The following is a 19,936-nucleotide window of genomic DNA, read 5'->3' on the forward strand; positions in this document are numbered from 1 at the left end:
GCCGGCGCAGATTCTTTACATTTTCGGCATGCCGCCGCCGGGCAACATACCGCCCATGCCGCGCATCATCTTGGCCATCCCGCCCTTGGCGGAGAACTTCTTCATCATCTTCTGCATCTGCTTGTGCTGCTTGATCAAGCGACCGATGTCCTGCACCTGGGTGCCGGAACCCATGGCGATACGGCGCTTGCGCGAACCGCTGATCAGCTCAGGGTCGCGGCGCTCGGCCGGGGTCATGGAGTTGATGATGGCTTCCATCTGCTTGAATTGTTTTTCCGCCGCGCCCTGGGCATTGCCCATCTGCGCCAGGTTTACGCCACCGATGTTCGGCAGTTTGTCCATGAGGCCGCCGAGGCCGCCCATGTTCTTCATTTGCTGCAGCTGGTCGCGGAAGTCCTCGAGGTCGAAGCCCTTGCCCTTCTTCAGCTTCTTGGCCAGTTTGTCGGCCTTGTCCTTGTCGAGTGTCGCTTCCGCCTGTTCGATCAGGCTGAGCACGTCGCCCATGCCGAGGATGCGCGAAGCGATACGCTCGGGGTGGAACGGCTCGAGCGCTTCGCTCTTCTCGCCCATGCCGATGAACTTGATCGGCTTGCCGGTGATGGCGCGTACCGACAGCGCGGCACCGCCACGGGCGTCGCCGTCGACCTTGGTCAGGATCACGCCGGTCAGCGGCAGTGCATCACCGAAGGCCTTGGCGGTGTTGGCCGCGTCCTGGCCGGTCATGGCATCGACGACAAACAGGGTTTCTACCGGGTTGATCGCGGCATGCAGCGCCTTGATCTCGCCCATCATCTCTTCATCGATGTGCAGGCGACCGGCGGTATCGACGATGACCACGTCGATGAACTTGAGCTTCGCTTCCTTTATAGCCGCCTGGGCGATGTCCACCGGCTTCTGGCTCAGGTCGGACGGGAAGAACGTCACGCCGATATCGTTGGCCAGGGTTTCCAGCTGCTTGATTGCCGCCGGACGGTAGATGTCCGCGGACACCACCATTACCGATTTTTTCTTGCGCTCTTTAAGGAAGCGCGCCAGTTTGCCAGCCGTGGTGGTCTTGCCCGCGCCCTGGAGACCGGCCATCAGCACTACCGCTGGCGGTACGGCGCTCAGGTTCAGGTCTTCGTTGGCGGCGCCCATCAGGCTTTCGAGCTCGGCCTGGACGATCTTCACGAAGGCCTGGCCCGGCGTCAGGCTGCGCGACACTTCGGTGCCGACGGCGCGTTCCTTGACCGAATTGACGAAGTCCTTGACCACCGGCAGGGCGACGTCGGCTTCGAGCAACGCCATGCGCACTTCGCGCAGGGTGTCTTTGATGTTGTCCTCGGTCAGTTTCGCCTTGCCGGTGACATGGCGCAGCGTCTGTGAGAGACGGTCGGTTAGGTTTTCAAACATGCGCGATCCTTTCAGGCCCAGATATGACCGGGATAATGGCGGCCCAGACCGTGAAATATGTGCTCGGCGAGCCTGCGGCGTGGGCAGGTCGCGGATTATAGCGAAGAAGCGTGCCGCGTACACCTTGCAGTGGTCTTTCGTGCGGAGGGGGTTCTATGCCAAACTCAGCGCCTTTCGGGCTTGCCTAACAGGACTTATGCTCCCCTTGTCACCCAGTTTGCTTGCTTCCCTCGCCGCCGCCTGCCTGTACGCCGCTGCGACCCTCTATCAAGGCACCCGCCTGGCCTCCGGCGCCAAGGCGAACAAACGCCTGCTGGTCACGCTTGGCGTGCTGGCGGTGCTCGGCCATGCGGCCAGCCTTTTTACCCACTTGATGACGCCGATCGGCCTGGGCCTGGACTTCTTCAACGCCGCCAGCCTGATTGCCGTCGCGGTGATCGCCCTGACGCTGCTGGCCTGCTCGCGCATACCCGTGGAAAACCTGCTGGTGCTGTTGTTCCCGCTGGGGCTGGCCACAGTGCTGCTGGCGCAGTTCGCGCCATCGGGCACGGTACAGATCATCGATGAAGAGCCGGGCATCCTCGCCCATATCCTGCTGTCGATCCTCGCCTACGGCCTGTTTACCATCGCGGTATTCCAGGCGCTGCTCCTGCTGGTGCAGGACCATCAACTCAAGCACAAGCACCCGTCCGGGCTGATCCGCAATTTCCCTCCGCTGCAAACCATGGAAAGCCTGCTGTTCGGCTTCCTCTGGGCCGGCTGGACCCTGCTGTCGCTGTCGCTGATCTCCGGCTGGCTGTTCGTCGAGAACCTGTTCGCCCAACACCTTGTGCACAAGACCTTGCTGGCATGCCTGGCGTGGGTGGTGTTCAGCGTGCTGCTGTGGGGCCGCAACCGTCTCGGCTGGCGTGGCCACAAGGCGATTCGCTGGACACTGGCGGGGTTCTGCCTGCTGATGCTGGCGTACTTCGGCAGCAAGTTGGTCCGCGAATATATCCTGCATATCTGACGGACGAGCCTGATGGAGAGCCTGCCCGTAGGGCCCATGTTTGCGGTAATGGTCGTGCTGATCCTCTGGTCGGCCCTGTTCACGGCCATCGAAGCTGCCCAGCAACACTTGCTGGCGCAACGCCGCGCCTCGCGCGCCAGTGACAGACCGCTGGCGCGCCTGAGCTTCCCCTTGGCCAGCCTGATCCTGTGCAATACCTTCTGCCGTACCCTGGCCGTGGTCATCGCCACGTTGCTGGCACTCTTCACCTGGCTGGAAAACGGCCCCTGGCTGGCCTGGCTCGGCACCAGTGCGGCCCTGCTGGTGTTCGCCGATTACCTGCCTCGCACCTTGGCGAGCCGTTTTCCCGATGCCGTATTGGGCTTGGGCAACACGTTGCTCGGCGTACCACTGAAAATTCTCTACCCAGCCGCCTGGCTGCTCAATGGCCTCAGCCAATTGCTGCTACGCCCCTTTGCTCGCAAGGCCCGCGCAGTCCAGCAAAGCGACGATGAACCACCCGCAACGCCCCGCGCCGAACAGGAACAGGAGCAGGGCAACGGTCGGGTACACCCGATTTCCGGCATCCATGCGCTGGACAACATCACGGTCAACGACATCCTCGTGCCCCGCAGCGAGGTGGACGGGATCAACCTGGACGACCCCATCGGCGAGATCATCGAGCAGTTGCGCCTGAACCGGCGAACCCGGCTGCCGGTGTTCCACAGCGACATCAACCAGGTCGAAGCAGTGCTCAACACCCGGCAGATCCGTCATATGCTGGCGGATGCGAGCCTGACCCAGGAGGCGCTGCTCGCCGCCTGCCACGAGCCGTACTTCGTGCCTGAAAGCACACCGCTGCAATTGCAGTTGCTCAACTTCCACAAACAGCAGCGGCGCCTGGGCATGGTGGTGGACGAGTATGGCGAGGTGCTGGGCATCGTGACCCTGGAGGACATTCTCGAAGAAATCGTCGGCGAGTTCGAAAGCGAGCACAGCCTCGACAACCCGCATGTCCATCCTCAACCCGATGGGCGCTTGATGATCGATGGCGCGGCATCGATCCGCGAACTGAACAAGACCCTCGGCTGGCACCTGCCCTGCGACGGTCCCAAGACCCTCAACGGCTTGGTGACCGAAGCGTTGGAGACCATCCCGGAAAGCCCGGTGTGCCTGAAGATCGGCCGCTATCGACTTGAAATCATCGAAACCGTCGACAACCGCGTCAGCCAGGTGCTGGTGTGGCATAACAGTACGGTGCCGACTTTTTCCTGAATCCCAACAGTTCAAGGTAAAACACCGTCGTGGCGAGGGGATTTATCCCCGCTGGGCTGCACAGCAGCCCTAGAACCCAACAACTCGGTGTGCCAGGCAAATTGATTGAGTGCATTTGGGACTGCTTCGCAGTCCAGCGGGGATAAATCCCCTCGCCACAAAAAGCTCATCGTCGACACTGATATTGTGCGCGGGCTCACTTGTTGATTCGTTAGCCTCCTTCTTATACTCAATTCGCTTATCCAGCCCCGCCCAAGCCCCGAGCCTACCCTGCGCACGGAAGGTTCCGGGGCGTTCACCGCAATATCCGCTTCATCCCTGCGACTGTTCCTACCCGGAACAGCGACAGCGCCCACCCCACATCCCTGGGTATTCGACCATAATAATTCGCTCCAACGGAGCACATGACTGTCAGGGATAACCGCATGACAACCACCACCTGCAACGACGCCGTGCCTGTCCAGCCGACCAATTCGGCCAGCCGCGTGGCGACCGCGAGTTTCATCGGCACCGCCATCGAGTTCTACGATTTCTACGTCTATGCCACCGCCGCCGCCCTGGTGATCGGGCCGGTGTTCTTTCCGCAAACCTCAGGCACGGCACAGATGCTGTCGTCCTTCCTGACCTTCGGCATCGCCTTCCTTGCCCGTCCGCTGGGCTCGGCGCTGTTCGGCCACTTCGGCGACCGCATCGGACGCAAATCGACACTGGTGGCATCGCTGCTGCTGATGGGCGTCTGTACAACCCTCATCGGTGTGCTTCCCGGCTACGCCAGCATCGGCGCCTGGGCGCCCATCCTCCTGTGCCTGCTGCGTTTCGGCCAAGGGCTGGGGCTTGGCGGCGAATGGGGCGGCGCGGCCTTGCTGGCCACCGAGAACGCGCCCAAAGGCAAGCGTGCCTGGTTCGGCATGTTCCCCCAACTGGGCCCTTCTATCGGTTTCCTGGCGGCGAACGGGCTGTTCCTGACCCTGGCCATGACCCTGGATGACGAGCAGTTCCGGTCCTGGGGCTGGCGGATTCCGTTCCTGCTCAGCGCCGTACTGGTGATTGTCGGCCTCTACGTACGCCTCAAGCTCCATGAGACGCCGGTTTTCGCCAGTGCCATGGCCCGCCAGGAACGAGTGAAAATCCCGTTGGTCGAGTTGTTCAGCCAGTACTGGGCGCCCACATTGCTCGGCGCGGCGGCGATGGTGGTGTGTTACGCCCTGTTCTACATCTCCACGGTGTTTTCCCTGAGCTATGGCGTTGCGAGCCTGGGCTACAGTCGCGAGACGTTCCTTGGCCTGCTGTGCTTTGCGGTGTTGTTCATGGCCGCCGCGACACCGCTGTCGGCCTGGGCCAGCGACCGATTTGGCCGCAAGCCAGTATTGATCGGCGGCGGCCTGCTGGCGGTGGCCTCGGGCTTCCTCATGGAACCCTTGCTGACCCAAGGGTCCACTGGCGGCGTGGCGCTGTTCCTGTGCATCGAACTGTTCCTGATGGGCGTGACCTTCGCCCCGATGGGCGCGTTGCTGCCGGAGCTGTTTCCCACGCACGTGCGCTACACCGGTGCTTCGGCGGCCTACAACCTGGGCGGTATTGTCGGCGCCTCCGCCGCACCGTTCTTCGCCCAGAAGCTGGTGGCGATGGGTGGCCTGAGCTACGTCGGCGGGTACGTTTCCGGGGCCGCAGTGCTCAGCGTGATCGCGGTAATGTGCCTGAAGGAAACGCGTCATAACGACTTGAACCGGGTCGCCTGACGCGCCTCTGCAGGAACTGCCGCAGGCTGCGATCTTTTGATCTTTTGATCCTTTGATCTTTCGCTTGGAACTCAAGCATCAGGAGAAAGATCGCAGCCTCGCTTCGCTCGGCAGCTCCGGACCAACGCGCTCCAATGAAATAGCCGTTAACAATCCCCCCATTGAAACCACCCCTCACCTGCCCCATCTAAGATCCATACTCCATTGCGCAGGTGCCCCATGAGCGACCAGCACTCTACTGAAGCCACGAACGAATACGCTGAATCCGAGCACATCGAACACACTTCCTCCGGCACCGGCCTGGCCCTGCCTGGCCAGAGCCTGCCGGACAAGGTCTACATCATTCCGATCCACAACCGCCCGTTCTTCCCGGCCCAGGTGCTGCCGGTCATCGTCAATGAAGAGCCGTGGGCCGAAACCCTGGAATTGGTGGCCAAATCCGAACATCACTCCCTGGCGCTGTTTTTCATGGACAGTCCCCAGGAAGACCCGCGCCATTTCGACACCTCGAAGCTGCCGCTGTACGGCACGCTGGTGAAGGTTCACCACGCCAGCCGTGAAGCCGGAAAATTGCAGTTCGTCGCCCAGGGCCTGACCCGCGTGCGCATCCGCACCTGGCTCAAGCATCATCGCCCGCCGTACCTCGTGGAGGTCGAGTATCCGCACCAACCAAGCGAGCCGACCGATGAGGTCAAGGCCTATGGCATGGCGCTGATCAACGCGATCAAGGAGCTGCTGCCGCTCAACCCGCTGTACAGCGAAGAGCTGAAGAACTACCTCAACCGCTTCAGCCCCAACGATCCATCGCCACTGACAGACTTCGCCGCCGCGCTCACTTCCGCCACCGGCAGCGAGCTGCAGGAAGTGCTCGATTGCGTGCCGATGCTCAAGCGCATGGAAAAAGTGCTGCCGATGCTGCGCAAGGAAGTCGAGGTCGCGCGGCTGCAAAAAGAGATTTCCGCCGAGGTCAACAGCAAGATCGGCGAACATCAGCGCCAGTTCTTCCTCAAGGAACAGCTCAAGGTCATCCAGCAGGAGCTGGGGCTGACCAAGGATGATCGCAGCGCCGACCTGGAACAATTCGAGCAGCGCCTGGAAGGCAAGGTCCTGCCCGCCCAGGCCCAGAAGCGCATCGAAGAGGAAATGAACAAGCTCTCGATCCTGGAAACCGGCTCACCGGAATATGCCGTCACGCGCAATTACCTGGATTGGGCGACATCGGTGCCGTGGGGCGTGTATGGCCAGGACAAGCTCGACCTCAAGCACGCCCGCAAGGTACTCGACCAGCACCACGCCGGCCTGGACGACATCAAGGACCGCATCCTCGAATTCCTCGCCGTGGGCGCCTATAAAGGCGAAATCAGCGGCTCCATCGTCTTGCTGGTGGGCCCACCGGGCGTGGGCAAGACCAGCGTGGGCAAATCGATCGCCGAATCCCTCGGGCGGCCGTTCTACCGTTTCAGCGTCGGCGGCATGCGCGACGAAGCCGAGATCAAGGGCCACCGGCGCACCTACATCGGCGCCCAGCCGGGCAAGCTGGTGCAGGCGCTCAAGGACGTCGAAGTGATGAACCCGGTGATCATGCTCGACGAAATCGACAAGATGGGCCAGAGCTACCAAGGCGACCCGGCGTCAGCGCTGCTGGAAACCCTCGATCCCGAGCAGAATGTCGAATTCCTCGACCATTACCTGGACATGCGCCTGGACCTGTCGAAAGTGCTTTTCGTCTGCACCGCCAACACCCTGGACTCGATCCCCGGCCCGCTGCTGGACCGCATGGAAGTGATTCGCCTGTCGGGCTATATCACCGAAGAAAAGGTCGCCATTGCCAAGCGCCACCTTTGGCCCAAGCAACTGGCCAAGGCCGGCGTGTCCAAGGGCAGCCTGAGCATCAACGACAGCGCCCTGAAGGCCCTTATCGACGGCTACGCCCGTGAAGCCGGGGTGCGCCAGTTGGAGAAGCAACTGGGCAAACTGGTGCGCAAGGCCGTGATGAAACTGATCGACGATCCAAAAGCAGTGATCAAGCTCGGACCGAAGGACCTCGAGGCCTCCCTGGGCAAACCCGTGTTCCGCAACGAACAGGTGCTGTCCGGCGTCGGGGTGATCACCGGCCTGGCCTGGACCAGCATGGGTGGCGCCACGTTGCCGATCGAAGCAACGCGGATCCACACCCTCAATCGCGGCTTCAAGCTGACCGGGCAACTGGGCGAGGTGATGAAGGAATCGGCGGAAATTGCCCACAGCTATGTCAGCTCGCACCTGAAGCAGTTCGGCGGTGATCCGAAGTTCTTCGACGAGGCCTTTGTCCATCTGCACGTACCGGAAGGCGCCACGCCGAAGGACGGGCCGAGTGCCGGCGTGACCATGGCCAGCGCCCTGCTGTCCCTGGCGCGCAACCAGCCGCCGAAGAAAGGCGTGGCCATGACTGGCGAACTGACCTTGACCGGGCACGTGCTGCCGATTGGCGGCGTACGCGAGAAGGTCATCGCGGCGCGACGACAGAAGATCAACGAACTGATCCTGCCGGACGCCAACCGAGGTAACTTCGAGGAACTGCCGGATTATCTGAAGGAAGGCGTCACGGTGCATTTCGCCAAGCGGTTTGCGGATGTGGCGAAGGTGTTGTTCTGATCGTTCTCTAGTGCTTTGTACTGGCCTCATCGCGAGCAAGCTCGCTCCCACAGGGGATTTGTGGTTTTCACAATACTTGTGATCCATCCCAAATTGTGTGGGAGCGGGCTTGCTCGCGAAGGCGCCATCCGCACCCGCGCACTTCCACCTGACACACCCAGTAGCATCTTCGGTTATGCTCGCCGTTCGTCGTGAATGCCGGAGTCTTTATGTCCCTCACCCGCCTACTCGTCCCGGTCAGCCTCGCCCTGCTGACCGCTTGCGCCACGCAGCCGAAACAGAACGTGACGCTGGAGAAGCAGAGTCAGTGCCCTGTGCGACTCAACAGCGGGCAGAACCTGATCCTGAGCCTGCCGAGCAACCCCACCACCGGCTATCGCTGGAGTATCCAGGACTCGGCCGGCGGCGTTCTAAAAGGCCTTGGCCCGGAAGTCTATCGCAACCCCGAGGACGCTGGCGTGGTCGGCGCCGCCGGGGTATCGACCTGGCGTTTCCAGGCGTTTGCGGGTGGCACCGGGCGCTTGCGCCTGACTTATCAACAGCCGTGGGCACCGGAAGTGCCGCCCGTGGAAACCTTTGACTGCGCCATTTCGGTGAATTGAGCAGGGGTTGGCTGATAGGCAAACGCCCATTTGAAAGCCGCACAGAACCGATGATTTTCTGGTTAAAATGCCGGCCTTTTCGCCCCCCAGCCGCTGGAACCGCCGTGAGCAAAGAACCCGATCACCTATTCGCCCAACCCTTGGCCCAGGTGCCTGACTTCGCCTTCAATGAAGACGTGGTGCGGGTGTTCCCGGACATGATCAAGCGTTCGGTGCCTGGCTACCCGACCATCGTCGAGAACCTCGGTGTGCTCGCGGCGCAATTTGCCCAGCCCAACAGCGTGCTGTACGACCTGGGATCGTCCCTCGGCGCGGTGACCCAGGCCCTGCGCCGCCATGTGCGCACCGACGGTTGCCGGGTGATCGCGGTGGATAACTCGGCGGCCATGGTCGAGCGCTGCCGCGAATACCTCAACGGCCAGGACTCGATGTTCCAGGAGTTGCTGCCAGTGGAGGTGATCGAGGGCGACATCCTGGCCCTGGCGTTCCAGCCGGCCTCGGTGGTGGCGTTGAACTTCACCCTGCAATTCATCGCGCCGGACCAGCGCACCGCGCTGCTCGGCCGCATCCGCCAATCGTTGCTGCCCGGTGGCGCCCTGATCCTTTCAGAGAAGCTGCGCTTCAACGATGCCGAGGAACACGCGCTGCTCACCGACCTGCACGTGGCCTTCAAGCGCGCCAACGGCTACAGCGAACTGGAAATCGCCCAGAAACGCAGCGCCATCGAAAATGTCATGAAGCCCGACAGCCTCGAAGAACACCGCGAGCGCCTGCTGGCGGCCGGGTTCTCGAAAGTCGTGCCGTGGTTCCAGTGTCTTAACTTCGCCTCGTTGATTGCCTTGCCATGATTGATCTGTCTCCCCTTGCCCGCCACCTGGCCGGCACGCCCCTGGCCGATTGGGCCGCGACGCTGCAGGCGCAGCTGGACGCCAAGATGGAAAAGGGCCACGGCGACCTGGAGCGTTGGCAAAGCGCGCTCGATGCGCTGCCTGTCTTGCAGCCCACCACCGTGGATCTGCTGAATGGCCTGACCCTCGACACCGATTGTTCCGACGAGACCCGGGCGCAAATGCGTACCGCGTTGATGGGCCTGTCGCCATGGCGAAAAGGGCCTTTCGACCTGTTTGGCGTACACGTCGACACTGAATGGCGCTCGGACTGGAAATGGTCACGCGTCGCCCCGCATCTCGATCTCAAGGGCAAGCGCATCCTCGATGTGGGCTGCGGCAATGGTTACTACATGTGGCGCATGCTCGGTGCCGGGGCGGACACGGTGATCGGTGTCGACCCCAACTGGCTGTTCTTCTGCCAGTTCCAGGCGGTGCAGCGCTACCTGTCGCAGCCCAACGCCTGGCACCTGCCATTCCCGTTCGAGGCTCTTCCGCCGGAGCTGGAAGGCTTCGACACGGTGTTCTCCATGGGCGTGTTCTACCACCGCCGCTCGCCGATCGAGCATTTGCTCGCCTTGAAGGATTGCCTGGTCAAGGGCGGCGAACTGGTGCTGGAAACCCTAGTGATCGAAGGCGACGAACATCAGGTGTTGGTGCCAGAGGACCGCTACGCGCAGATGCGCAACGTGTGGTTCCTGCCGTCAGTGCCCGCACTGGAACGCTGGCTGCGCCGCGCCGGGTTCAGCGATGTGCGCTGCGTCGACGTGAGCCTGACCACCGTGGAAGAACAACGCAGCACCGAGTGGATGAAATATCAGTCGCTGAGCGATTTCCTCGACCCTGAAGACCACAGCAAGACCATCGAAGGCCTGCCGGCGCCGATGCGGGCGGTGATTGTGGCGCGCAAATAACCAGTCCAAGCACCACAAAACCCCTGTGGGAGCGAGCTTGCTCGCGATGGCGACCTGACATTCAACAGAGATGTCGCCTGACAGACCGCTATCGCGAGCAAGCTCCCACAGGGGGTCAGTGTTCAGTCTGAAGACTTGGCTCTTCGGGCCTTGAAGAATTCACTCAGCACCGTGCTGCACTCCTCAGCCAACACCCCACCCTCGAACATCACCCGATGGTTCAGGAAGCCCTGGCTGAAAAACTGTCCCTGGCTCTGCACAATCCCTGCCTTGGGCTCCAGCGCTCCATAGACGACCCGGGCGATACGTGAATGAACGATGAGGCCGGCGCACATGCTGCACGGCTCCAGGGTCACATAGAGGGTGCTGCCCGGCAGGCGATAGTTGCTCACCGCCTGGGCGGCGACGCGGATGGCGACCATTTCCGCGTGGGCGCTGGGGTCGTGGCCGCTGATCGGGCAGTTGAAGCCGCGCCCGATGATCTCGCCATCCTGCACCAGCACCGCGCCCACCGGCACTTCGCCCAGCGCCGCGCCTTGTGCCGCGAGAGCCAGGGCTTCGCGCATGAAATCCTGGTCACGGCTGCGGTCAATGATCCTGGCGGGGCGAATCTGGCGCATCACGCCACCTCGATGGCGGCCATCAGGCCGGTTTCCATGTGGTCGATCACATGGCAATGGAACATCCACACGCCCGGATTATCCGCCACCAATGCCACCTGCGCCCGCTCGTTCTTGCCCAGCAGGTAGGTGTCGGTGAAATACGGGATGACTTTGTGGCGGTTCGACGCAATCACCTTGAAGCTCATGCCGTGCAAATGGATCGGATGCTGATACTGGGTCATGTTTTTCAATTCAAAAATGTAGCTCTGGCCTTTCTTCAGCGTGGCGATCGGCCGGTCGGCGCAGGTTTTGTCGGTGATGTCCCAAGCCTTGCCGTTGATCTGCCACAGGCTCGGCGGCTTGCCGTTGTCAGTGTTGACCGACACCGAGCCGACCCATTCGAAATTGAAGTTGAGTTTCTCGGCATTGGCCAGGTCCGGCTCCGACACCGGGTTGGGCGGTAATGCAGGCGGCCATGGGCTCGGCGCGTCGTTATTGGGTACCGAACGCAATGTCCCCAGGCGTACCGGGCCATTGCGCAACGACAATTCTTCGCCGGCCGGCGGCGCCTTGATCGCCAGGCAGATGCGCATGCCCGGCCCCAGCCAGTATTCCTTGCCCAATGGGCGCGGCTCGATGGGGTTACCGTCCAGCGCATAGATCTGCGCTTCAACGCCAGGAATGTTGATGCGATAAGTGAGCGTGTTGTCGAGGTTGAGCAAGCGCACGCGAGTGATCTGCCCGGCCGGCAAATCGATGACCGCCTGCGGCACACCGTTGATGGTCGACAACCGCCCGGCCGTGCCACCACGCGCCGCCTCGCGGGGAATGCTGAACTCGACGAACTGGCCCTGCTCGTCCACGTGCCAGCTCTTGAGGCTCAAGGTCTGTTCGAACTTGAAACCGGTCGGCTCGCGCTCTTCGATGATCAGCGGCCCGACCAATCCTCGTCCAAGCTCTTCGCTGCTGTTGACGTGGGGGTGGTACCAATAGCTGCCGGCGTCCGGCACACGGAACTTGTAATCGAAATATTCACCCGGCAACACCGGTAGCTGCGAGACGTACGGCACGCCGTCCATTTCCAGCGGCAAGCGGATGCCGTGCCAATGAATCGTGGTCGCGACCGGCAGGTGATTGATGAAACGCACCCGCAGCCATTCGCCCTGGCGGACCCGCAGTTCGGTGCCCGGCGCTGACGGACCAAACGCCCAGGCCTGGGTCTTGTGCCCGGCCACCAGTTCCACGTCCAAAGGCGCGGCGATCAATTCATAGTCGTGACCGGCGTCAGCATCGGCCATCTTGCCCAGCCAATACCGCGACGCACCGCCTGCACCCACGCCAACGACAACAAGACCGGCCAGGCCACCGAGAATTTGGCGACGGGTAAAGGACATGAACGCGACTACCTCTGCATCTGCGACGGACCGGTGGGCCCGCAAAAGGCGAATACGATACACCCGCAGATGAGAAACGGTAAGGAAACGAAGATGAAAAAAACCTGTGGTGGTCACTTCCCGACAAAAGAATGAACCGAGCGGTCAGCGCGCGTTTACCCCCCGAGGCGTAAAAAAGGCCAGCGCCGCCGCGACGACGAACAAGGCAGGCACATCGCCGAGCAAGTGCCCGTAGTGCGACATCCCGTCCATCCCGACGCCAAACGACTGCACCGCCATGATCGCGCCATGCACGATGCTCGACCACACCGTGAACCCGATCAGGCTCAAGTGTTTCATCGGCTCGCGGGAGGCCCTCAGCAGGAACACGCCGAGCGTCGCGTAGATGCCGACAATCATCAGCGGATAGTCGGAATGGCCGCTGTGCCATGCCCAGCCGGACGGCCACAGGATCATCAGCGGCCAGATCGCGAAAACGGCAATCAGACCAACCAGGATCAAGACGATGCGCAGCGCGGCGAGTTTTTGAACGTCGTTCATGGCGGGCTCCTGGATTGCGACGCGTGTTTCACGGCAAAGGGAGCCCGGAGTATAGAACGCGCCTGAAACCCCACATCGACCTTCCATGTGGCGAGGGAGCTTACTCCCGCAGGGCTGCGCAGCAGCCCTCCAAGATTGTCACACAACCAAAGCGTCCAGCTCTTTAAAAGCCACGCCAGAAAATCGTCGACCTTCTTTCGCAACGTTGACCTGCAAGGCCACCTGCGCGACATCCAGCACGTTCCTGGCAAGCGAATAGCTGCCCTTGGCCTGAAGCCAGCTGAGAACGTCCGCCAAATGCCAAATGGATGTACTGCCCTCATGCACCGGCGTAGGGAAGCTGCCCGGATGAGCCAACATCAGCTTGCGCATGTTCTGCCGAGACACGCCTACGATCTCGGCGACGTCTGTCAGACCGACTAAATCAGGCGCAACCTCGATCAACTTGGCCAATGGCACCGCGCGCTGGACATCGGCCAGAGCGCTAAGCACGGCCTCGACCGCATCAGGCGCATCGCGAGTGAACTCAAGCGCCATCCGTCCGGGCTGCCCGATACCAACCAGGGCATCGTCGCAGCCCGCTTCACCCAGCCGCTCGACCAATTCATCCATGGCACAGCCGTCATCAACAAGCTGATATTTCAAGGTAAAGATATATTCCATCGTTCTATTCCTTAGCATCGTGATCCGCATCGCGCTGATTGCGATGCCTCGAGCAATTCTCCACGACGCGTCTCAACGCTCGCGCGTGGTTGCCTGGGTTCTTCGGCGTGCTCCATATCGAAGTGATGCAGAACTCACCGCAACGGCACTCCACGTCTTTGGACGGGCAGTAAAACCGCCCCCAAGCGTGGCTGCCGCCGACTTCTATGCGCCAGCCGTGCCCTTCGGCATGCCTTAACGCTTCCTCAATCTCTTTTTTCGGGTGCGTTGGACGAGTCATCCGTGATCTCCAGTATTCGCATGAAACGCAGGGTTGTCAAATGACAACCCTGCGCACTCTTTCAAACGCAGCATTCAGCCGCGCTCACGTTGGTCGATAGCAACTTGATGAACTGTGCGCGGACGTCGGTGAGCACGCGCCAGCGTTTGCGAGCACGCCGGCGAAACCAGCCGGGCATCGCCGCCGATGGTAAGCACTCTTCTGCGCCTATTGAGGCAAGAAATCGTAGCGAAAGGTGACGGTGGCGCTTGGCACTCCAGCGGGAGCCAGCTGTCTCGCCGCGGTTCCGGGTCGACGGAACGGTCCTGTGGGGGGAGCTTCCAAGTCCGGAAGCAATTAAAGGAAAATTGCCGGCTGAGAATCGAGTACGTTTCAAGCTATGTGTTTGCCTGACAAGCAGCCCCCACCTTCCGTACAATGCCGCCGTGGCTATGGAACACCTTCCTTCTATCCCTCATGACCTAGGGGTTCCGCTCTCCACACCGCGCCTGCTTCTTGCAGGCGTTTTCATATCGACTGCACACGCGACGCTGCTGCCCAATCACAACGGCGGCCAAAGGGAGAATCAAGCATGAATCAGGAGCTGTTCCTGCGTCGCCGCAGCAAGGTTCACGTCCCGACGGGCACCGGCGGTGCCACGCGCGCCCAGGTCGCGTCGGCTGTCCAGGAAATCGCCGCGTTCCGATGCGTGCTATCGGAACCATTGATTGAGCGCATCATCATGCTCTCGGCGGCAGAACTCACACACTGGCTGCGCGAAATTGTCGGGGTACTTCGGCGGCAGACCGGCGCCCATGTGCACCACAGGCCGCTTTACCCAGCCTTTCCAGAACAAGTACTGAAGGCTTCCGAAGCGGAGTTGTATCTTACCGCCGTCTTGCACTACCTCACGCTTTGGCGTTTGCCACCCGAAGAGCACCCTCGACCTGTGATGTTGGAAGGGAATTTCGTATCCCGGGTCATCGAACTGGGAAGCGTCTCTGAATTCGAGTCGATGCTCGAACCGCTGGTTTCCGCGCGTACCTCGCTCTCCGATGAGGAAACTACTGATGTCGTCTGGTTTATCCGAGCGTACAAAAGCGACGTGTTCCGTCTGCTGCCGGAAGCCGTACCGTTTCGGGAAACCCGTGCATTGGTTGGCGGCGCACTGCTCCTGCATGTAGCCAGCGATGCACGGCTGGACGCCTTCCTGGAACGAAACGTCGAAACGGCGACGGACGTGCTACGGCTGGCGGTCGCGTTGACTGGAGGAGACGTGTCGCTGACGACAGCTTCAACTCGTTTCACGGCGATGAAGCGCGCGACGCGCCGTCTGCTGTTGCGCCTACTCGATCGCGCCCCCAGCGCTACGCAAGATGTGATGCGCCATGCCGAACGCTGGAAGCGCCTGGCCGAAGTGCTGCATCCGGGGGAGTATGCCGATAAGTACCCACGCGCACTCGCCGCCATCACGGCAGCGCGCCGCAACGACGCGCCGGCCTCGTTTGGATCACGTGTCGAAACACTGCTTGCCCAGCGTCAGATCGCCGCGCTTACGCCCATACTGCAGGATCGTCCCGGTGAGTTCGCTCGACGGCTGGATGTGACCTTGCGCCGTGCGACCGATCCAGATGCCGTGCTCGATGCTTTCGAGGCTGTCGCGACGCAGGTCTCTTCACCCATCCTGCTGCAGGTGCTGGCCCAAGTAAGAGCCCCGCGTCCCCTGCCCTTGCGGGCCTTCACACCGAAAGGAGCCTTGGCCAAAGTCTATGGCATCAAGGATCGACGTGAACCTCTCACACCCGAGGTGTTGGCACGTGCGGCCCAAATTTGCGAGGACGCTCTGATCAAGCGTTTCGCGTCGCTGCCTCCGTTAGGCCGCTGCTTCATTGATCCCTCACTGCACGAATACAGAGTGCCACTTGCGCAGCGTGCCGCATCGAAGTCGCTGCGTACGCTGGTGCGAGGCAGCCGGTTGCCTATGCCTGACACGCGTTTCATTCGCCTGTTCCTCTGGTGGAAAAACGGCGGTCAACGCACAGACATCGACTTGTCCGCTGCTTTTTTCAACACCCGTTTCGTGTTCATGCAAACTGTCTCGTACTACAACCTGAAGGCGTTCGGTGGTTACCACAGCGGTGACATCGTCGACGCGCCCCACGGCGCTTCGGAATTCATCGACCTTGACGTTGATGCCCTCCTCGAGAAGGGTATTCGCTACGTCGTCACGTCCATCAACTCTTATACCGAGCAGCCGTACTGCGACCTTCCCGAATGCTTCGCTGGCTGGATGGCCCGTGCTGACGTGGCATCGGGTGAAGTATTCGAACCGCGATCCGTGATCGACCGTCTCGACATCGCGTCCGATACACAGATCTGTCTGCCGTTCGTGATCGACTTGCAGGAGCGGCGCGTGATTTGGGCCGATCTAGGGCTCACATCTTCACCACGATGGAACAACGTTCAGAACAACCTGAGTGGGATATCGTTGATGCTGCGGGCCTTGGTGCACACGCCACGTCCGGATCTGGAGACGCTGTTCGATCTACATGTGCGTGCGCGAGGAGAACGGGTGGCTTCGCCGGAACAGGCACAGGCGGTATTTTCGCCTCACCAAGGGGTTACGCCGTTCGATACGGATTTGATTCGAGCAGAGTTTCTCTGATGCCTGAACCAGCCTTCGACATGATCGCCGCGTGCCTGGCCCTGTCAGCCATCGATTAGAACGGGATAAAAATGATTAGATAACAAGCGCCGCGCACAAAAACGATTATTTCTAACAACCGGCTCGTCAGAGTGAAGGAAGAGGCTGAAGACGCCCCTTCCTCCCTCCGATGACAAAATCGACGTTGCATCGATTTCAGAACCGCAGGGGATAATTATCCCCTGGGATGTCCCATCACTCCCACTCAATCGTCGCCGGCGGCTTGCTCGACACGTCATACGTCACGCGAGAAATGCCTTCGATTTCATTGATGATCCGCCCGGAAACAGTCTCCAGCAGCTCGTACGGCAGGTGCGCCCAGCGAGCGGTCATGAAGTCGATGGTTTCCACGGCGCGCAGGGCCACGACCCAGGCGTAGCGGCGGCCGTCGCCGACCACGCCCACCGATTTCACCGGTTGGAACACCACGAACGCCTGGCTGACCTTGTGGTACCAGTCGGCCTTGCGCAGTTCTTCAATGAAGATGTGGTCGGCGCGACGCAGCAGGTCGGCGTATTCCTTCTTCACTTCACCGAGGATCCGCACGCCCAGGCCCGGGCCCGGGAATGGGTGGCGGTAGACCATGTCGTACGGCAGGCCCAGTTCCAGGCCGAGGCGACGCACTTCGTCCTTGAACAGTTCGCGCAGCGGCTCGACCAGCTTGAGGTTCATCTCTTCCGGCAGGCCACCGACGTTGTGGTGGGACTTGATCACGTGGGCCTTGCCGCTCTTGGCGCCGGCCGACTCGATCACGTCGGGGTAGATGGTGCCCTGGGCCAGGTACTTGATGTTGTCCAGCTTGCAGGATTCGGCATCGAACACGTCGATGAAGGTACGGCCGATGATCTTGCGCTTCTTCTCCGGGTCGGACTCACCGGCCAGGTTGTTCAGGAACTGCTCTTCGGCGTTGGCGCGGATCACCTTGACGCCCATGTTCTCGGCGAACATGGCCATCACTTGCTCGCCTTCGTGCAGGCGCAACAAGCCGTTGTCGACGAACACGCAGGTCAGCTGGTCGCCGATGGCCTTGTGCAGCAATGCGGCAACCACCGAGGAGTCGACGCCGCCGGACAGGCCCAGCAACACGTTGTCGGTACCGACCTGGGCGCGGACCTGGGCGATGGCGTCTTCAGCGATCTTCGACGGGGTCCACAGGGCTTCGCACCCGCAGATGTCGAGGATGAAGCGCGACAGGATGCGGCCGCCCTGCTTGGTGTGGGTCACTTCAGGGTGGAACTGCACGCCGTAGTAGCGACGATCATCGTTGAACATGCCGGCAATCGGGCAGCTCGGAGTGCTGGCGAGGACGTGGAAGTCTTCAGGCATCTTGGTGACTTTGTCACCGTGGCTCATCCACACGTCGAGGCCGAACAGGCCATCAGCGTCGACGTGATCTTCGATGCCGTCCAACAGGCGGCTCTTGCCGACCACGTCGACACGAGCATAACCGAACTCACGCAGGTCCGAACCTTCGACCTTGCCGCCCAGTTGTTCAGCCATGGTCTGCATGCCGTAGCAGATGCCGAAGACCGGCACGCCCAGGTCGAACACGGCTTGCGGGCAGCGCGGGCTGTCGGCTTCGTGCACGGACTCGGGGCCGCCAGCGAGGATGACGCCTTTAGGCGCGAATTCGCGAATCGCTTCGTCATCCATGTCGAACGGATGCAGTTCGCAGTACACGCCGATCTCACGCACGCGGCGGGCGATCAGCTGGGTGTACTGGGAACCGAAGTCGAGGATCAGGATGCGGTGAGCGTGAATGTCGAGGGCCATGACTCATTCTCATGTAGTGAATCAGAAACAACTCGGGGCTGAATGAACAGCCCCGGTGATTAACGTTTTGCTGAAGGCCTTAACCTACGCGGTAGTTTGGCGCTTCCTTGGTGATCTGCACGTCGTGGACATGGGACTCGGCCATGCCGGCGCCGGTGATGCGCACGAATTCAGGCTTCGTGCGCATCTCTTCGATGTCGGCGCTGCCGGTGTAGCCCATGGAAGAACGCAGGCCGCCCATCAGTTGATGGATGATAGCGCTCAGGGTGCCCTTGTACGGCACGCGACCTTCGATGCCTTCCGGCACCAGCTTCTCGGCCCCTGCGGAGGAGTCCTGGAAGTAACGGTCGGAAGAGCCCTGGGCCTGGGACATCGCGCCCAGCGAACCCATGCCGCGATAGGCCTTGTAGCTACGGCCCTGGAACAGTTCGATCTCGCCCGGCGCTTCTTCGGTACCGGCGAACATCGAACCCATCATCACGCAGTAGGCACCGGCGACGATGGCCTTGGACAGGTCACCGGAGAAACGGATACCGCCGTCGGCGATCAACGGCACGCCCGTGCCTTCAAGGGCAGCGGCGACGTTGGCGATGGCGCTGATCTGCGGCACGCCGACACCGGCGACGATGCGGGTGGTGCAGATCGAGCCAGGGCCGATACCGACCTTCACGGCGTCGGCGCCGGCGTCGGCCAGGGCCTTGGCGGCAGCGCCAGTGGCGATGTTGCCGCCGATCACCTGCACTTCAGGGAAGTTCTGCTTGACCCAGCGCACACGGTCGATCACGCCTTTGGAGTGACCGTGGGCGGTGTCGACCACCACCACGTCGACACCGGCGTTGACCAGGGCCGCGACACGGTCACCAGTGTCCTTGCCGGTGCCGACGGCGGCGCCGACGCGCAGACGACCTTGGTCGTCCTTGCTGGCCAGCGGGTAGGCCTTGGCTTTTTCGATGTCGTTGACGGTCATCATGCCCTTGAGGGCGAACTTGTCGTCGACGATCAGCACGCGTTCGATGCGGTGCTTGTGCAGCAACTCGCGGACTTCGTCCTTGCTGGTGCCTTCCTTGACCGTGACCAGGCGCTCTTTAGGCGTCATCACTTGGCGGACGGTGGCATCCAGGCGGTTCTCGAAACGCACGTCGCGGGACGTGACGATGCCGACCAGGTCGCCATCGTGCAGCACCGGAACGCCGGAGATATTGTGCATGCGGGTCAGTTCGAACAGATCCCGGACCGTGGCGTCAGCCTCGATGGTGATCGGATCCTTGACCACGCCAGCCTCGAACCGCTTGACCTTGCGCACTTCGGCGGCCTGCTGTTCGATGGTCATGTTCTTGTGGATGATCCCGATACCGCCTTCCTGGGCCATGGCAATGGCCAGACGGGCTTCGGTCACGGTGTCCATGGCGGCGGAAACCAGGGGGATATTCAGTTCGATGCCACGGGTGAGACGGGTTTTGAGACTGACTTCGTTAGGCAGTACCTCGGAATAACCGGGCACTAGGAGAATGTCGTCGAAGGTCAGAGCTTCTTGGCTGATACGCAGCATCGCGGGGGCTCCCGAGCGGGA

Annotated in this window: 16 protein-coding genes; 8 read left to right on the forward strand and 8 right to left on the reverse strand. The window is 61.5% G+C overall.

The features are described 5' to 3' along the window. Positions 1-15 precede the first annotated feature (15 nt). Complete coding sequence (gene ffh / locus Q7C33_RS16560) at positions 16-1,392, reverse strand: signal recognition particle protein (protein WP_030139561.1); 1,377 nt, start codon at positions 1,390-1,392, stop codon at positions 16-18. Positions 1,393-1,588: 196 nt separating this feature from the next. Here ffh and Q7C33_RS16565 point away from each other — a divergent pair, with 196 nt between their 5' ends. From Q7C33_RS16565 to cmoB, 7 genes are all read left to right on the forward strand, one after another. After that, positions 1,589-2,401, forward strand: a complete 813-nt coding sequence (locus tag Q7C33_RS16565; RefSeq protein ID WP_030139562.1) for a cytochrome C assembly family protein — start codon at positions 1,589-1,591, stop codon at positions 2,399-2,401. A gap of 12 nt (positions 2,402-2,413) precedes the next feature. After that, positions 2,414-3,655 carry a CNNM domain-containing protein gene (locus Q7C33_RS16570; protein WP_407683797.1) on the forward strand — a complete coding sequence of 414 codons (1,242 nt, stop codon included), beginning with the start codon at positions 2,414-2,416 and terminating at the stop codon, positions 3,653-3,655. Between the two features lie 425 nt (positions 3,656-4,080). Next, positions 4,081-5,394, forward strand: a complete 1,314-nt coding sequence (locus Q7C33_RS16575) for an MFS transporter (protein WP_030139564.1) — start codon at positions 4,081-4,083, stop codon at positions 5,392-5,394. Between the two features lie 219 nt (positions 5,395-5,613). Beyond that, on the forward strand, positions 5,614-8,028 hold the full coding sequence (gene lon / locus Q7C33_RS16580; RefSeq protein ID WP_030139565.1) for an endopeptidase La: 2,415 nt from the start codon (positions 5,614-5,616) through the stop codon (positions 8,026-8,028). Between the two features lie 209 nt (positions 8,029-8,237). Next, complete coding sequence (locus Q7C33_RS16585) at positions 8,238-8,630, forward strand: protease inhibitor I42 family protein (protein ID WP_030139566.1); 393 nt, start codon at positions 8,238-8,240, stop codon at positions 8,628-8,630. Between the two features lie 104 nt (positions 8,631-8,734). Next, on the forward strand, positions 8,735-9,478 hold the full coding sequence (gene cmoA / locus Q7C33_RS16590) for a carboxy-S-adenosyl-L-methionine synthase CmoA (protein ID WP_407683798.1): 744 nt from the start codon (positions 8,735-8,737) through the stop codon (positions 9,476-9,478). Further along, complete coding sequence (gene cmoB / locus Q7C33_RS16595; protein ID WP_198796305.1) at positions 9,475-10,431, forward strand: tRNA 5-methoxyuridine(34)/uridine 5-oxyacetic acid(34) synthase CmoB; 957 nt, start codon at positions 9,475-9,477, stop codon at positions 10,429-10,431. Before cmoA ends, cmoB begins: the two co-directional genes overlap by 4 nt. A gap of 122 nt (positions 10,432-10,553) precedes the next feature. Here cmoB and tadA read toward each other — a convergent pair whose 3' ends face one another. The 5 genes from tadA to Q7C33_RS16620 form a co-directional block, all read right to left on the reverse strand. Further along, positions 10,554-11,051 (reverse strand): tRNA adenosine(34) deaminase TadA, encoded by a 498-nt coding sequence (tadA, locus tag Q7C33_RS16600; protein WP_323155358.1) that lies wholly within the window; start codon positions 11,049-11,051, stop codon positions 10,554-10,556. Next, positions 11,051-12,427 carry a multicopper oxidase family protein gene (locus Q7C33_RS16605; protein ID WP_198796303.1) on the reverse strand — a complete coding sequence of 459 codons (1,377 nt, stop codon included), beginning with the start codon at positions 12,425-12,427 and terminating at the stop codon, positions 11,051-11,053. Before Q7C33_RS16605 ends, tadA begins: the two co-directional genes overlap by 1 nt. Positions 12,428-12,571: 144 nt before the next feature. Continuing rightward, on the reverse strand, positions 12,572-12,967 hold the full coding sequence (locus tag Q7C33_RS16610; RefSeq protein ID WP_030139571.1) for a DUF6632 domain-containing protein: 396 nt from the start codon (positions 12,965-12,967) through the stop codon (positions 12,572-12,574). Between the two features lie 138 nt (positions 12,968-13,105). Continuing rightward, positions 13,106-13,630 carry a helix-turn-helix transcriptional regulator gene (locus Q7C33_RS16615; protein WP_030139572.1) on the reverse strand — a complete coding sequence of 175 codons (525 nt, stop codon included), beginning with the start codon at positions 13,628-13,630 and terminating at the stop codon, positions 13,106-13,108. A 4-nt stretch (positions 13,631-13,634) separates the two neighbouring features. Next, on the reverse strand, positions 13,635-13,910 hold the full coding sequence (locus Q7C33_RS16620) for a hypothetical protein (protein ID WP_030139573.1): 276 nt from the start codon (positions 13,908-13,910) through the stop codon (positions 13,635-13,637). Positions 13,911-14,481: 571 nt separating this feature from the next. Between Q7C33_RS16620 and Q7C33_RS16625 the strand changes: the two genes are divergently transcribed. Then, positions 14,482-16,554 carry a TerD family protein gene (locus tag Q7C33_RS16625; RefSeq protein WP_407683799.1) on the forward strand — a complete coding sequence of 691 codons (2,073 nt, stop codon included), beginning with the start codon at positions 14,482-14,484 and terminating at the stop codon, positions 16,552-16,554. A 234-nt stretch (positions 16,555-16,788) separates the two neighbouring features. Here Q7C33_RS16625 and guaA read toward each other — a convergent pair whose 3' ends face one another. Together guaA and guaB are read right to left on the reverse strand one after the other, a co-directional pair. Continuing rightward, complete coding sequence (guaA, locus tag Q7C33_RS16630) at positions 16,789-18,366, reverse strand: glutamine-hydrolyzing GMP synthase (RefSeq protein ID WP_030139575.1); 1,578 nt, start codon at positions 18,364-18,366, stop codon at positions 16,789-16,791. Positions 18,367-18,445: 79 nt separating this feature from the next. Beyond that, positions 18,446-19,915: an IMP dehydrogenase gene (gene guaB / locus Q7C33_RS16635; protein WP_030139576.1), complete on the reverse strand. Its 1,470-nt coding sequence runs from the start codon at positions 19,913-19,915 to the stop codon at positions 18,446-18,448. Positions 19,916-19,936 lie beyond the last annotated feature (21 nt).

This window comes from Pseudomonas sp. BP11-1-1 (assembly GCF_052112105.1).
GTDB classification, from domain to species: domain Bacteria; phylum Pseudomonadota; class Gammaproteobacteria; order Pseudomonadales; family Pseudomonadaceae; genus Aquipseudomonas; species Aquipseudomonas alvandae.